The sequence below is a fragment of the Nitratireductor sp. J20-h4 genome, from assembly GCF_056780505.1.
This window is the reverse complement of record NZ_CM165557.1, coordinates 2,330,993-2,344,605: the sequence shown is the minus strand read 5'-3', so window position 1 is coordinate 2,344,605 and position 13,613 is coordinate 2,330,993. Positions and strand designations below refer to the sequence as shown.

The following is a 13,613-nucleotide window of genomic DNA, read 5'->3' as shown; positions in this document are numbered from 1 at the left end:
GGGGCGGGCCGGTCAGCCGTAATGCCATGACGGCTTGGCCGTCGATCCCGAAAAGACCAGACCGGCCTGATTGCCGCGGCGCCAGCGCAGGCTTGCCCTGTAGGCCACGCCGTCCAGCGGAACGTAAAGCAGGAAGTCCTCGGGCACCCGGGTCCCGTCGGGAACCCTGATTTCCGCACCATGCGCGTGCATGTTCCTGACCACGCACGCGATCTCGGAATTGGCAATGCCGGTCAGGATCGTGGCGCGTTTCAGCACCCGATTGCGATGCTCGCGCTCCGGTGGATTTTCTGGCTGCCCCGACATCCATGCGGCTCCGCTCGGTCTGATCTGGCCTGTATGCGGAATGAGGATTAAGGGCGGGTTTACCCCGTGCAACAAGGGGAGATGGGCGCGGCGCGGTCTGGTGATCGCGCCACGGCCATTTGTGTGCCGCAAGGGGGCTTAGCTATAGGGCGATACGCACTGGCGCCGCCGGCCATGATAGGGCTGAAACGTGTTGTCACGCACCCTGTAGGACCGATAGCGATCGAAGCACCACTGGATATGAGCCCCGGACAGGCCGTATGAGCGGTCATAACGCCGGCGCGGCTGCACGTAACGCCGCGGCGCATAGCCGTCATAAAGCAGCCCGGGAACGTTGAGATAGATGCGCGGCCCGCCATGGCGGTAGATGCGGCGTTTGTGGCGATGCTTATAGCGGCGCTTGTAAATGCGATGATCGCGGAAGTCGCGATCCCTGTACACATGCCGGCGCTTCAAACGGCGGTCGAAATAGACGCCGCCGCCGCGATTGATGATCGTCGGGCAGTCGGTCGAACCGCCGGCGCAGCCGATCGCGCTCAGACCGCCCTCGTGGCGCCACAGGCGCTCACCGGCCGATGCCGAACTGGTTCCCATCGCCAGCGCGCCGACGACAAGCGCCGCGCACCAGGCGAGAAGCGGAAAGGTTCTAGGCATTGTCGTTGTCTCCTTGCGTACGAGCCCAGCCGCGCCTGCGGGGGCGCAAAAGGCATTGGCAAACGAAAAGCGTATTCATTCCTACCTGAACTAGGGATGAACGGAAGCATTTCAACCGCTGCGCGCGTAAGCGTGACCGGTGTCTTGTTATTTGCGGTCGCGGCGGGCAAATATGCCGCCCATGTCCGTGCGCGTCGCCAGTTTCAATGTCGAGAACCTGATGAACAGGTTCGATTTTTCCGGTTACCGCAACGAGCTGTGGCAGGACAGGGCCGTGGCGCTGTTCGACATCAAGGACGAGGCCGAATATCGCGAGGTCGAGCGGGCGCGCGCGATCGCCCACACCGACGACACCCGCCAGCTTTCCGCGCTTGCCATCGCCGAAACCGGTGCCGACATCATCTGTCTGCAGGAAGTCGACAATCTCGACGCGCTGAAGGCGTTCGAATACGGCTATCTGTTCAAGATGGTCGGGCGCGGCTATCGCCACAAATACATGACGGCCGGCAATGACGGGCGCGGTATCGACGTGGCGGTGATGATGCGGCCGGAAACCAGGCACGGCCAGCCGATCGAGTTCGTGGCCATGACCAGCCATGCCCACGTCACCTTCGAGGATTTCGACCTGCATACGCCCGAACTGGCCGAACTGGGCATCGAACCGTTTGCCCGCATCTTCCGCCGCGACTGTCTGGAAGTCGACGTGCTGGTCGACGGGCGGCCGCTGACCATCTACACTGTCCATTTCAAGTCGATGGGCACGCCGCGCAACGGGCGCTCGGGCCGCGATGCAAGCATGCCGGTGCGGATTGCCGAGGCGCGCGCGGTGCGCCGGATCATCGAGGATCGCTTCGGGCCTGACGAGGCGGCGGACAAGCGCTGGGTGATCTGCGGCGACATGAACGACTACCAGGAACGGGTCGTCATCAGCGGCGACCGGTATTCCGGCTATGGCTTCACACCGGTGCGCGAGGATTTTTCCTGTGTCGATCTCCTGACCGAGGACGGTTTCAGCGTCAACCCGGTCGAGCGCCGGCCGGAGCTGGACCGCTGGACGCTCTACCACACGCGCGGGCCGCAGGAACGCCATCTGTGCCAGCTCGACTACATCCTGTTGTCGCCGGCGCTGGCGCGCGGCAACGCCAAGGCGGTGCCCGACATCGTGCGCGCCGGACAGCCGTTCCGGACCCTGTTTCCGCCCGGCCAGGCGGTGGAGCGCTATCCGCGCACCGGCTGGGACCGGCCAAAAGCGTCGGATCATTGCCCGATCGCCATCACGCTCGACCTGGTGTGAAGCCGGCGGCGCTCGCCAGGGCGACCATTTGCGGCACACTCGACGTGGCGTCTTGTTGGCATTATCTATTATTTCATGTCGCGTCACAAATCAGAACCTGTTGCCGCGCGGATCGGCCGCGAACTCGCCGCGCGCATCATCTCCGGCCGGATCGGCGCCGGCGCGCGGTTGCGGCAGGACGAAATCGCCGAGGAATTCGGCGCCAGCCATGTGCCGGTGCGGGAAGCCTTCCGCCGCCTCGAAGCGCAGGGGCTGGTCGAAAGCGAACCGCACCGGGGCGTTCGGGTGGCGGGCTTCAGCCTGGAGGACGTGCGCGAGGTTGCCGAGATGCGCGCCGCGCTCGAGGTTCTCGCCCTGCGCAACGCCGCGCCGCATCTGACCAAGGCCATTCTCGATGAAGCCGAGGACGCCACGCGCGCCGGCGACCACGCGGGCGATGTTCACGCCTGGGAAGACGCCAACCGCGCCTTCCACCGGCTTATCATAACGCCCTGCGGCATGCCGCGCCTGCTGCGGACCATCGACGACCTGCACATCGCCAGCGCTCGCTTCCTGTTTTCGGGCTGGCGGGCGGAATGGGAGACGCCGACCGACCGTGATCACAGAGCCATCCTCGCGGCTCTGCGCGCCGGCGATATCGATGCCGCCACGGCCGTGCTTGCGCGGCATGTGGGGTGGATCGGAAAAACGCCGGAACGGCGGCGCGCCGTCGGCGCGCGCCGATAGGGTGCGACAGAACAGTCCGGCGGCCGACACCGTGACGAATCATCCGTTGCCGGAAGGGGCAAGGCAGGGCGACGCCGCGCATGTATGCCTTGCCGCTTGACGGCCGCTCGGCCTGCCGGCGCGGTTTTCCTGTTCCAAAAACGGTCTCCGACCTGCGCGGGAAACCGAAAGCGCGCGCCGGACTTGCAATGGGCGCGGTTTTATGGACTCCATTAGCGATAGGACATCTACATTATCTATAATCTGGAAAGGACAGCCATGACCCTCTCGACCAGCGCCCGGCAAAGGCCGGCCTTCAGCCCGCTCGATCTGCAGCGTCGTCCGCTGGTCTGGAAGATCGGTGCGGTGTTTTTCGGCAGCCTGTTTCTGGCGCTGTCGTCCTATATCGAAGTGCCGATGTTCCCCGTCCCGGTGACGATGCAGACTTTTGCCGTCGCGCTGGTGGGCGCGCTTTATGGCTGGCGCCTCGGCGGCGCCACCATCGCGGCCTGGCTGGTGGAAGGGGCGCTTGGTCTGCCGGTGCTCGCCGGCGGGGCCGCGGGCGCGCATCATTTCGTCGGGCCGACCGCCGGTTATCTCTTCGCCTTCCCGGTCGCGGGCATGGCCATGGGCTGGCTGGCCGAGCGCGGCTGGAACGGCCATCGTCCCGGCCTGGCCTTTGTCGGCATGCTGATCAGCAATCTGCTTTGCCTCCTGGTCGGCGCGGCGTGGCTGGCGACCCTGATCGGTCTCGAGCAGGCGGTGATGGCCGGGATCGTGCCTTTCCTCGCCGGCGCGGTTCTCAAAGCGGCGCTCGGGGCGTTGACGCTCCGCCTGATGGCGCGCGAGCCGAGACCCGCGGCCGAATGACGGTGCGCTTGCGCCCGCATCATCTGCTGTGTGTGCTGACCTATGCTGGAAAGGGCTACAGCCCCGCCTTCACGGTCAGTCTGACCGCGATCGCGGGGCGACTGGCAGGGGGCGAAGAGGTCGAAATCGTGGCCGGGCCGGACGATATTTGTGCCCCGCTTCTGAGCGACCCGCAGCCCCATTGCCATCGTGCCAGCGTGAGCGAACGCGATCGCGCCGCGATGGACAATCTCGGCGGCGTGCTGGCGTTGGCCGTACGCCCCGGCGACCGATTGGTGCTGGATGCGACACGGCTCGGTCAGCTTCGCGCCGCTTTCGCGGCCGGTCATGTCCGCTCCGCATGTCACGCGTGCGAATGGGCCGAACTGTGCACGGCGATTGCGCAGGACGGTTTTACGCACACGGTACTTGCCGCGCGGGCGCGGGAGGCGTGAGCCTCGCCGCCCGCCGGCGGCCTATTTGCTCTGGCCGATGGCGAAGCAGGGATAATAGGTCGCCGGGTCGATTGCGGCCGCCGCACATTGATCGAGCACGGTGAACTCGCTCTGGTCGTCGTAGAGCAGATAGGGATCGACCAGCATGCGGCCGGTGAGGTCGCGCGAATTGCCGAACCTGTCGATCTGGCCCTCGACTTCCGGGCTGAGCTCGAGCAGGGCGCGGCGCAGCACGTCGCCTTCCAGGAAATTGTCCGGTAGCTGGTCGAACGGCCCGTCGAAAAACGTGTTGAGCGAGGTCTCGTAGGCGCGCACCCCGACCAGGATCCGGCGGTCGAGATAGCGGTCCTGGTACCAGGCAAAACCGGTGCGCAGGCCGATGCTGACCTGGTTCGAGGTCTCGGACTGAAAATAGTCCTCCGACGGCACTTTGTCGTCGAGCACGTAGAGGAACATTTTCAGCTCTTTGTTCCACAACAGGAACATCTGCACGCCGGCCTCGTCGAAGACCGGGCCGAGATACGCCTCGCCCGGCCCGAGCTTGGATTTGGGGACCCGGACATCGCGCAGATCGTTGAGATGGAACGTCACCGTGCGCCCCTTGCGGGTCAACGCATAGGTGAGACCGTCCTTTTTCTCCACGGTCACGCCAAGCTCGGCCGTATAGGCGCGGTGCTTGGACAGTTGCTGTTCGGTGAAGGGGTTATTTTCGGTGAAATAGGCGAAATGAACGATGCCGTCGTCGCGATCGGCGATGTCGAGGCGGAAATTTCCGGCATAAGGCACCGCGTCGTGGATGAATTTGAAATAATAGTAGTTTTCAGTCGGATAGACGGTGACGTCGTCCTTGAGCTGGGAAAACACGTGGTCGAACACCGCGTCGATGTCGGTGATGTCGAAAGCAGGCGCGGCGCGCACGGCGTCGACATAGGCTTCGTTGGTCGTGATCGTGCTGGTGGACGCGGCCGCGACCGGCTGCGCCCAAATGATCGCTGCGGCCGCGAGGCCGAAACAAAGCCGGGCAAAGCGAAAGCCCCGCGGCACGAATGATGCCGGTATCATGTCGATCTCCATTCCAATCTTCGGGACCTGCCGGGGAGCCTGGCCTGCAGACTCCCCGCGCATCTGAATTGCGCAAGCCTAGAGCTTGGGCAGGAATGCCGGCGGCTTTTCGATCGCCGAGCCCTTCTTCAGGTGCGATTGCAGCTTGTTGTGCGGCTTCACCGAACCGGTCTTGTTGTGCGACTGCGCTTTGTTGTGTGGCCTGACCGAACCAATCTTCTTGTGTGATTGCGCCTTGTTGTGCGGCGAACCGGTCTTGAGGTGCGATTGCACCTTCTTGTGCGGCGAACCGGTCTTGAGATGCGACTGCACCTTCTTGTGCGGCGAGCCGGTCTTGAGATGCGACTGCGTCTTCTTATGCGGCGAGCCGGTCTTGAGGTGCGACTGCACCTTCTTGTGCGGCGAGCCGGTCTTCAGGTGCGACTGCAGTTTCTTATGCGGCGATCCGGTTTTCAGGTGCGACTGCAGCTTGTTGTGCGGCGATCCGGTCTTGAGGTGCGACTGCACCTTCTTGTGCGGCGAGCCGGTCTTGAGATGCGACTGCAGTTTCTTATGCGGCGATCCGGTTTTCAGGTGCGACTGCAGCTTGTTGTGCGGCGATCCGGTCTTCAGGTGCGACTGCAGCTTCTTATGCGGCGAGCCTGTCTTGAGATGCGACTGCAGCTTGTTATGCGGCGATCCGGTCTTGAGGTGCGACTGCAGCTTGTTATGCGGCGAGCCGGTCTTGAGGTGCGACTGGATCTTGTTGTGCGGCGATCCGGTCTTGAGATGCGACTGCAGCTTGTTGTGCGGCGATCCGGTTTTCAGGTGCGACTGCAGCTTGTTGTGCGGCGATCCGGTCTTGAGGTGCGACTGCAGCTTCTTATGCGGCGAGCCTGTCTTGAGATGCGACTGCAGCTTGTTGTGCGGCGATCCTGTCTTGAGGTGCGACTGCAGCTTGTTGTGCGGCGATCCGGTCTTGAGATGCGACTGGATCTTGTTGTGCGGCGAGCCTGTCTTGAGATGCGACTGCAGCTTGTTATGCGGCGAGCCTGTCTTGAGGTGCGACTGGATCTTGTTGTGCGGCGATCCGGTCTTGAGGTGCGACTGCAGCTTGTTGTGCGGCGAGCCTGTCTTGAGATGCGACTGGATCTTGTTGTGCGGCGAGCCTGTCTTGAGGTGCGACTGGATCTTGTTATGTGGCGAACCCGTCTTCAGATGCGAGTTCCACTTGGAATGGATTGGCGTCGGATCGCCGGTGCCGACATCGTGGCAATCCTGGTCGTTGGTGCTGTCGAGATCGCCGATGATCCCCACCATGCCGGGATAGAGCAAGCCGAGCGTTTCGTCGTCGAGTTCGCCGGTCGGATCGAGACCGCTGTCGGACTGCAATTGCGCCAGCGCCGATTGGGTCTGCGGTCCCAGAATGCCGTCGATCGGACCTGGATCGTAACCCAGAAGCGCGAGCGCGACCTGGATCGCCTGCGCGTCGACGCCACCGTCCTCGCCGTACAGCCACTGGATGCTGACGCAATTGGTGAGGATGTCGGAGCCATAATCCGCCGGAATCGATATCTTGAGTGCGAATTCCGTCGCTTCGCCGACGCCAAGCGTCACGCTCGGATTGTAGCACTGGATGCCCGCGTCGAGCTCGAAGCAATTCCAACCCGTTCCGATGGTCTCGACGAAGGGCGCGGCCTCGGGTTCGATCACGTCCCAGAGATAGACCGGACCCGAGAAATCGGCCGGGCCGTTATTGGTCAGCTTGATGGTGAAGCTGCATTCCGAACCCGGCAGGCATTCGACGGGACCACTCTTGTCGATGTCGAGATCGTAGCCCTGTGGCTGCGGCAGTGCCGGCTCTCCTGGCGGCGGGGCGCCGGCGCCGGCGCGATAAACCTCCACGTCGCCGATCTTGGTGGCGTCGTGCTTGAGCGCCTCGATGGCGATCGGGTTGCCGGCCTCGTCGATATTGGTGTCGAGGTCGATCATGTAGGAGGCGAGCACCGCGTCGGCGGGGTAAGGGTCGCCGGTGTCGGGGTAGGCGCCGAGAGCCGCCTCGGGCAGCACCTCGTCGAGCGCCTCCACGGGCGTGCCCTGAATGCCGTGCACCTCGGAGAGATCGCTGCGTTCGCCGGTCGAGGGCTCCAGGCAGGGCCCGTCGGGCGAGCACAGCGAATCGCCGGAGGCCCAGACGCTCCCATAAGGCCGATCCGCGTCGATCGTGCCGTCGGTGGTGTAACCGTAACCGAAATCGACACCGCCGGCGGCATTGGCGCGGATATGCGGCGCGCCAAGCGATTTGCGGTCATAGAAGCCGATGTCGTAGCGGCCGAGCGGGACCCAGAACCCCTCGCTCGTCAGCGTGTATTGCAGCACGCGCGCGGCATGTGGCGTGGCAAACGGCTGCGGCTGATCGAGGCCGAGATTGCGCACCCCGCCGCGTTCGCCGACCAGCATCACGCCTTCGTTGGAGATGGCAAGGTCAGGCACCGCGCGCGGCGTCGCGTCATCGCCGCCGAATTCCGGCAGCACGATTTCGCGGCGCACATCGGCACCGTTGAAGCCGCCGTTTTCGTCCAGGCCGATCGACCACACGCTGTTGGCGGCATCGTCGCTGGCGCCGTCCCAGTCGGGATTGCCCATGCCGTCCGCGCCCGACACCGCATAATAGAGCCGGGTTTCGTTCGACAGCGGGTCGGTGAACACGGCAAGGCCGAACACGCGGCGGCGGAAATCGGCATAGTTCCAGCATTCGGGCGTCTGCGCGAAGGTCTGGGGCGAACCGCCGGCATCGGCACAGTCGCCGATCGCCGCGCTCGAAGCCGTATCGAAGGCGATCGCGGGCAGGGTCGCGGTCTCGCCGGTAATGGCGTCGAGGAAGCCGGTGCGCGCGTCGGCGCCATGGTCGAAACGATCGATCTGCGTGCCGTCGAGCGACAGGCGGTGGATCATACCCGTTTCGAGGTCGGAGACGAACAATTGTCCGTGCGCCTTGTCGAAGGCGACATTGCCGAGGCCGGCGCCGGTGTTCTCGCGCCCGTCCAGCGTGATCACGGCAAGCAGTTCGGGCTCGTAGTCATTGTCGGCGTTGAGCCTGTAAAGCCCGCCGGGGCCGCCTTCGCCCCATTGACCGGGCAGCCAATCGGTATTGTCGGGATCGCGGTGCAGGCCAAATTGCGAGGTGGCCGTCAGGTAGATATTGGCCGGGCTGCCGTCGTCGATCGCGATGCCGAAGACCTGGCCGACCTGGCCGGCGGTCACCGGCAGGCGTTGCGGCTCGTCGATCCAGTGGCGACCGTCGGCGGCAAAACCGGGATTGCGAATGTCGACGACGGAGCCGACGACGCCGCCCTCGTCGATCAGGGTCAGACGCTCGCCGTCGGCAAGCGTGATTTCGGTGGTGCCGGAAAAGCGCGTGGCAAAGGACTCTCCGGCCGACAGCGCCTCTTGGGCAAGGGCTGCGGGAACCAGCGCGGACGATCCCAAAAGCAGGGCCGAGGCGAAGGCGAGACGTTTGCCTTTCAGGGCGTTGCGTGAAAAATGACGGGTGCGTAACGGGTGGGCGGCCATGGGATGCTCCTCCTCCTGGCAGTCTGTCTGTCCCTTTTTATTCGGGCCTTCACTAGGTCCGCTTGCCCTCCGGGTAAATGAAGCACTTCACACCACCCGCGGGACACAAAGCTAGGCACGAAATCTCGTCATGGTAAAGCGCTGCTGTGTTCTGTTCCTGTTTTGGCCTTGCTCTTGCAGAAATCCGCCATGGATTTTTCAACTTACAGGCGATTTCTGCGTCAGAGTTCTTGACTGGACGAAACCTTGCCGATTGCGGGTGAACCGAAGCTGAACGGCTAAAGATGCGGGCGGCGCGGGGCTTAGGCGGAACGCCGGCGGGAGGGCGTCGCCGCGGCAATGCGGGTCAGATCGGCCTGCCGGAACGGGCCGTGAACGAAAATGTCCCACGTGGGACGTGGGACGGTCCCACGAGCGTCACACGTTCACGGCCCGTTCCGCCACCATTGCCGGTAAGTCATTGAAATGATTGGTGGGTGATGTAGGGATCGAACCTACGACCCGCTGATTAAGAGTCAGCTGCTCTACCAACTGAGCTAATCACCCACGGAGCCGCGTCTCAAGGAGCACGAGCGTGCGGCTCTATAGCCGCTCGTTCCGGCTGTTGCAAGCCTTGGGGAAAGAAGAATTCAGACGAAAAGCGTCCCCTCGGCGAGCCGGACCGCGAAGCCGCCGATGCGCGCGGCCGTGAGCGCGCCGCCGGCGGTTTCGACCTCCAGGCGGATGCGGGACGGACGGCCCATTTCCACGCCCTGTTCGATCCAGTGATGGCCGGGCCCGTCGACCGGGGCGTCGAAGGCGACCAGCGCCCCGGCGAAGGCGGCCGCCGCCGAACCGGTGGCGGGATCTTCGACAATGCCGTCATGCGGAGCGAACATGCGCGCGTGGAAGGCGCAGTCATTGCCGACCGTCTCGCGGCAATAGACATAGGCGCCGGGGACGAGACTATCCGAAGGCGGCGCGATATCGAGCCATAGCCGTGGGTCGAGCCGGGCCCTGGCGGCCGCCTCGAGGCCGGCCACCGGGATGCAGACATAGGGCACGCCCGCAGTCCAGGCCGAGGCGCGATGGTTTTCGAAGCCGATCTCGTCGGCATCGAGACCGAGCGCGGCGGCGATCAGTTCGGGCTCGGCCGACAGCGCGACGGGGGCGGGCAGGCGCGGCAGGTCGAATTCGGCGAAGCTCGCCCGGCCGGGCGTGGCGCTGACGGCGCAGCGCACCGGGCCGATTTTTTCCTCAAGCACGAGAATGGCGTTGCCGCCGGCCCGCGCCTTGCCGCTTTCGTAAAGCGCGATCGCGCTGCCGACGGTCGGGTGGCCGGCGAACGGCAGTTCCGATTTCGGCGTGAAGATGCGCAGACCGGCGGCATGGGCCGGGTTTTGCGCCGGCCCGACAAAGACGGTTTCCGACAGGTTGAACTCGGCCGCGATCGTCTGCATGGCCTCGCCCGTAAGCCCGGCGCTGTCATGCACGATGGCCAGCGGATTGCCGGCAAGCGCGCGGTCGGTGAAGACGTCGTAGATTTCGTAGCGCCGTGCGGCCATTCCGCTCTCCGCTTGCAGGTCGTTTCGGGATTGCGCTTCCTACAAGAGCGGCTTGTCGCCGGCTTGGCAAGCGTCCCGCCTGGCCGCGCCGGCGACCGGTCTCAGGCGGTGCGATGCCGATGGCGGATCAAAAGCACGCGCACGATGCCGCGGCCGCCGAACAGGATCGAGGCGAAATAGACCAGGCCGGCCGACAGGATGATGGCCGGGCCCGACGGCAGGGTGAAATGATAGGACAACAGCAAGCCGGCCGTGCTCGACGCGATGCCGATGGCGACCGCCAGCAGGCACATCGTGTCGACGCGCGCGGTCCAGAAACGGGCGGCTGCTGCCGGCAGCATCATCAGCCCGACCGACAACAGCGTGCCCAACGCCTGGAAGCCGCCGACCAGGTTGAGCACGACCAGGCCCAGAAAGACGAAATGGACCAGCGGGCCGATGCCGCTGACCGAGCGCAGGAACAGCGGGTCGAGACATTCCGCGATCAGCCCACGCCATAAAAGCAGGAGCGCTGCGAGCGTCGCGATCGAAATGCCGGCAATCAGGATCAGCGCCTCGTCGTTGAGCGCCAGCACGCTGCCGAAAAGCACATGCATCAGGTCGACGCTGGAGCCGCGCAACGACACGATCAACACGCCGACCGCCAGCGAGATCAGGTAGAAGGCGGCCATCGAGGCGTCCTCCTTCTGCACGGTCAGGCGCGAGACGGCGCCGGCGCCGAGCGCCACCAGCACGCCGGCGATCAGCCCGCCGACGGTCATCGGCACGATGGCGAGACCGAACAGCAGGAAACCGGTGGCCGCGCCCGGCAGGATCGCATGCGCCATGGCGTCGCCGGCCAGGCTCATGCGGCGCAGCATCAAGAACACGCCGACCGGGCACGAGGAGATCGACAAAAGCACCACGCCGAGCAGGGCGCGGCGCATGAAGGCGAATTCGACAAAGGGTGAAACGAGGAGCTCGATCATAGCGAGCCGCTGCGCTGTGCCGTGGCCGGAACCGACGATGACCCCGTTTTGGCATGATCGTGACCGGCATGCGGGCCGTCGGCCGCGCACCAGGGGGCGTCGTCGTGCCAGGCCTCGTCGAAGCGGCGCGCGCGGGCCAGAATGTCGGGCCGCATCACGTCTTGCGTGCGGCCCCAGGCGATCGGACGGCGGGCCAGAACCAGCGTCTGGGGAAAATGCTCACGCACCAGCTCGAAATCGTGCGCCACCACCAGCACGGTGCGCCTTTCGCCATGCCAGTGCCGGATGAGCGCGATCAGATCGGCGGTCGTCTTGGCGTCGACGGCGTTGAACGGTTCGTCGAGCAGGATCAGATCGGCCTTCTGGACGAGCACGCGGGCAAACAGCGCGCGTTGCAGCTGGCCGCCGGACAGGGTGTCGATCGGCCGGTGCTCGAAGCCGGCCAGGCCGACCGCGTCGAGCGCGTCGCGCAGGTCCTGCCGGTCCCGGCGGTCGTAACGCCCCAGAAGGCCGCGTTTCGGCCAAAGCCCGAGGCCAACCAGGTCGAGAACGCGGGCGGGAAAGCTGCGGTCGATCTCGGATTGCTGCGGCAGATAGGCAAGCCGCTGGCCGGGTGCTGTTCGCACGGCGCCGGCCATCGGTTTCACGATGCCGACGATCCCTTTCATCAGGGTGGATTTGCCCGATCCGTTGGGGCCGACCACGGCGGTCAGCGAGCCGCGTTCGACGGGGCCGTTCAGATGGTGGACGGCCGGGTGGCTGCCATAGCCGAGGGTCAGGTCGCTAAAGGTCAGGCTGGCGTCGCTCATTGCCATGTCCGGAATAATCGCCGACGCTGCCGGCCGATCCCGTCTGGTTATGTGATGTTATTACGTTCGTCAATGGTCGGGCCGATCGGTGATCCCGGCATTCTGTCCCGAACACGCATCCGTGTTCGTCAAAGCCGAACGAATGTGAAACCATCGCGGAGCGAATGCGTCTAACCTTGCATGGCGCTCTTGATGGTGGCGGCGAAGCCGGCTTGGATAGTGCGGCAGCAAGGCGGGTGGTGGCGAATGGACGAACAATCTGCGGGCGGCGGCGCGCTGCGTTCCGATTTTTACGGCGCTTTGCCTGTTCATGCCGGCTTCGAGGACCTGGCCGACGGGACGGCTTACCGGCCGGTTCCGGACGACTGGTTCGTCGGCACCGCCGATATTGTCGGTTCGACCGACCTGATCGCGGCCGGCCGCTACAAGGTCGTCAACACGGTCGGCGCGGCGGTGATCTCGGCGCAGATCAACGCGGCCGGCGGAATGCGGTTTCCGTTCGTGTTCGGCGGCGACGGCGCCGGGTTCGGTTTCGAAGCGGACCGGCTGGAGGCGGCGCGCGACGCGCTGGCGCGCGTGATCGGCTGGGCCAGGCGCGAGTTCGACATCGAGATGCGCGGCGCAATCGTGCCGGTCGGCGCGATCCGCGCGGCCGGCCACGAGCTTGCCGTCGCCCGCTACGCGCCGTCGCCCGGCGTCGATTACGCGATGTTTTCCGGCGGGGGCATGGCCTGGGCGGAAGGCGAGATGAAACGCGGGCGCTACCGGGTCGAGGCCGCGCCCGCCGACCGCCATCCCGATCTGGCCGGCCTGTCGTGCCGCTGGACGCCGATGCGGGCGAGGCACGGCAGGATCCTGTCGCTGCTGGCGATCCCGAGAGCGGACGCGCCGGCGGCCGCGGTCGCCGATGCCATGCGCCGAATCATCGCCCTGACGGTCGGGCTGGAGCGTGGCGGCCACCCGGTGCCGGCGGCGGGGCCCGGTTTCGAATGGCCCCCGCTCGGGCTTGAGCTGGAGGCGCGCGCCCGGCGCGGCGGCGGCTCGCTGCTGCTCAACAAGCTGCGGCTCCTGGCCGAAACGCTGTTTGCGCTTTTGCTGTTCAGGACCGGGCGCGGGGTCGGCGGTTTCGATCCGGGCCACTATGTCGAGACGACCAGCGCCAACGCCGATTTCCGCAAATTCGACGACGGTCTGAAGATGACGATCGATTGCGATGCCGAAACCCGCGACAGGCTGGATGCGCTGCTGGCTGGGGCGGCGGCCGAGGGTGTGCTCGACTACGGTCTGTTCGAGCAGGACGAGGCGATCATGACCTGCATCGTGCCGTCGGTGTCGAGCGACGACCACGTGCACTTCGTCGACGGCGCGTCGGGCGGCTACACCACGGCGGCGCTGGCAATCAAAGGGCGTTGATC

12 protein-coding genes and 1 tRNA gene are annotated in these 13,613 nt (G+C 65.3%); 5 read left to right on the top strand and 8 right to left on the bottom strand.

Annotated features, from left to right (window positions below):
- Positions 1 to 12 precede the first annotated feature (12 nt).
- Together ACT2B0_RS11415 and ACT2B0_RS11410 are read right to left on the bottom strand one after the other, a co-directional pair.
- Positions 13 to 306, bottom strand: a complete 294-nt coding sequence (locus ACT2B0_RS11415; RefSeq protein ID WP_473464802.1) for a PilZ domain-containing protein — start codon at positions 304 to 306, stop codon at positions 13 to 15.
- Between the two features lie 138 nt (positions 307 to 444).
- The gene (locus tag ACT2B0_RS11410) at positions 445 to 960 is read right to left on the bottom strand and encodes a BA14K family protein (protein ID WP_473464799.1); all 516 of its coding nucleotides are present in this window, start codon (positions 958 to 960) and stop codon (positions 445 to 447) included.
- Positions 961 to 1,141: 181 nt separating this feature from the next.
- Between ACT2B0_RS11410 and ACT2B0_RS11405 the strand changes: the two genes are divergently transcribed.
- The 4 genes from ACT2B0_RS11405 to ACT2B0_RS11390 all read left to right on the top strand — a co-directional run bounded on the left by ACT2B0_RS11405 (position 1,142) and on the right by ACT2B0_RS11390 (position 4,263).
- Positions 1,142 to 2,254, top strand: a complete 1,113-nt coding sequence (locus ACT2B0_RS11405) for an endonuclease/exonuclease/phosphatase family protein (protein ID WP_473464796.1) — start codon at positions 1,142 to 1,144, stop codon at positions 2,252 to 2,254.
- Between the two features lie 75 nt (positions 2,255 to 2,329).
- On the top strand, positions 2,330 to 2,980 hold the full coding sequence (locus ACT2B0_RS11400) for a GntR family transcriptional regulator (protein WP_473464793.1): 651 nt from the start codon (positions 2,330 to 2,332) through the stop codon (positions 2,978 to 2,980).
- Positions 2,981 to 3,238: 258 nt separating this feature from the next.
- Complete coding sequence (locus ACT2B0_RS11395; protein ID WP_473464790.1) at positions 3,239 to 3,829, top strand: biotin transporter BioY; 591 nt, start codon at positions 3,239 to 3,241, stop codon at positions 3,827 to 3,829.
- Entirely contained in the window at positions 3,826 to 4,263 is a 438-nt protein-coding gene (locus tag ACT2B0_RS11390) for a DUF1284 domain-containing protein (RefSeq protein ID WP_473464788.1), read from the top strand. Before ACT2B0_RS11395 ends, ACT2B0_RS11390 begins: the two co-directional genes overlap by 4 nt.
- Before the next feature lie 21 nt (positions 4,264 to 4,284).
- Here the strand turns inward: ACT2B0_RS11390 and ACT2B0_RS11385 are convergent, their stop codons facing one another.
- The 6 genes from ACT2B0_RS11385 to aztA form a co-directional block, all read right to left on the bottom strand.
- A complete protein-coding gene (locus ACT2B0_RS11385) occupies positions 4,285 to 5,325 on the bottom strand; it encodes a hypothetical protein (RefSeq protein ID WP_473464785.1) in 1,041 nt (346 codons plus the stop codon).
- Positions 5,326 to 5,403: 78 nt separating this feature from the next.
- Positions 5,404 to 8,877, bottom strand: coding sequence for a peptidoglycan-binding protein (locus ACT2B0_RS11380; protein WP_473464783.1), 3,474 nt, complete (start codon positions 8,875 to 8,877; stop codon positions 5,404 to 5,406).
- Between the two features lie 470 nt (positions 8,878 to 9,347).
- A tRNA-Lys gene (locus tag ACT2B0_RS11375) sits at positions 9,348 to 9,423 on the bottom strand.
- An 83-nt stretch (positions 9,424 to 9,506) separates the two neighbouring features.
- Positions 9,507 to 10,421, bottom strand: coding sequence for a PhzF family phenazine biosynthesis protein (locus ACT2B0_RS11370; protein WP_473464780.1), 915 nt, complete (start codon positions 10,419 to 10,421; stop codon positions 9,507 to 9,509).
- Positions 10,422 to 10,522: 101 nt separating this feature from the next.
- Positions 10,523 to 11,389: a zinc ABC transporter permease AztB gene (gene aztB / locus ACT2B0_RS11365; protein WP_348117429.1), complete on the bottom strand. Its 867-nt coding sequence runs from the start codon at positions 11,387 to 11,389 to the stop codon at positions 10,523 to 10,525.
- Positions 11,386 to 12,198, bottom strand: coding sequence for a zinc ABC transporter ATP-binding protein AztA (gene aztA, locus ACT2B0_RS11360; protein WP_473464776.1), 813 nt, complete (start codon positions 12,196 to 12,198; stop codon positions 11,386 to 11,388). The genes aztB and aztA overlap by 4 nt, the downstream gene beginning before the upstream one ends.
- 246 nt (positions 12,199 to 12,444) lie before the next feature.
- On the opposite strand from aztA, the gene ACT2B0_RS11355 reads away from it, so the two are divergent.
- The gene (locus tag ACT2B0_RS11355; RefSeq protein ID WP_473464773.1) at positions 12,445 to 13,611 is read left to right on the top strand and encodes a DUF3095 domain-containing protein; all 1,167 of its coding nucleotides are present in this window, start codon (positions 12,445 to 12,447) and stop codon (positions 13,609 to 13,611) included.
- The last annotated feature ends 2 nt before the right edge of the window (positions 13,612 to 13,613 follow it).

Bases quoted from the DNA above. Each gene is read 5' to 3' on its own strand.
- ACT2B0_RS11390 (WP_473464788.1), top strand. From the start codon at position 3,826: ATGACGGTGCGCTTGCGCCCGCATCATCTGCTGTGTGTGCTGACCTAT.
- ACT2B0_RS11415 (WP_473464802.1), bottom strand. From the start codon at position 306: ATGTCGGGGCAGCCAGAAAATCCACCGGAGCGCGAGCATCGCAATCGG.
- aztB (WP_348117429.1), bottom strand. From the start codon at position 11,389: ATGATCGAGCTCCTCGTTTCACCCTTTGTCGAATTCGCCTTCATGCGC.
- ACT2B0_RS11370 (WP_473464780.1), bottom strand. From the start codon at position 10,421: ATGGCCGCACGGCGCTACGAAATCTACGACGTCTTCACCGACCGCGCG.
- ACT2B0_RS11355 (WP_473464773.1), top strand. From the start codon at position 12,445: ATGGACGAACAATCTGCGGGCGGCGGCGCGCTGCGTTCCGATTTTTAC.
- ACT2B0_RS11380 (WP_473464783.1), bottom strand. From the start codon at position 8,877: ATGGCCGCCCACCCGTTACGCACCCGTCATTTTTCACGCAACGCCCTG.
- ACT2B0_RS11400 (WP_473464793.1), top strand. From the start codon at position 2,330: ATGTCGCGTCACAAATCAGAACCTGTTGCCGCGCGGATCGGCCGCGAA.
- aztA (WP_473464776.1), bottom strand. From the start codon at position 12,198: ATGAGCGACGCCAGCCTGACCTTTAGCGACCTGACCCTCGGCTATGGC.
- ACT2B0_RS11410 (WP_473464799.1), bottom strand. From the start codon at position 960: ATGCCTAGAACCTTTCCGCTTCTCGCCTGGTGCGCGGCGCTTGTCGTC.
- ACT2B0_RS11395 (WP_473464790.1), top strand. From the start codon at position 3,239: ATGACCCTCTCGACCAGCGCCCGGCAAAGGCCGGCCTTCAGCCCGCTC.
- ACT2B0_RS11385 (WP_473464785.1), bottom strand. From the start codon at position 5,325: ATGATACCGGCATCATTCGTGCCGCGGGGCTTTCGCTTTGCCCGGCTT.
- ACT2B0_RS11405 (WP_473464796.1), top strand. From the start codon at position 1,142: ATGTCCGTGCGCGTCGCCAGTTTCAATGTCGAGAACCTGATGAACAGG.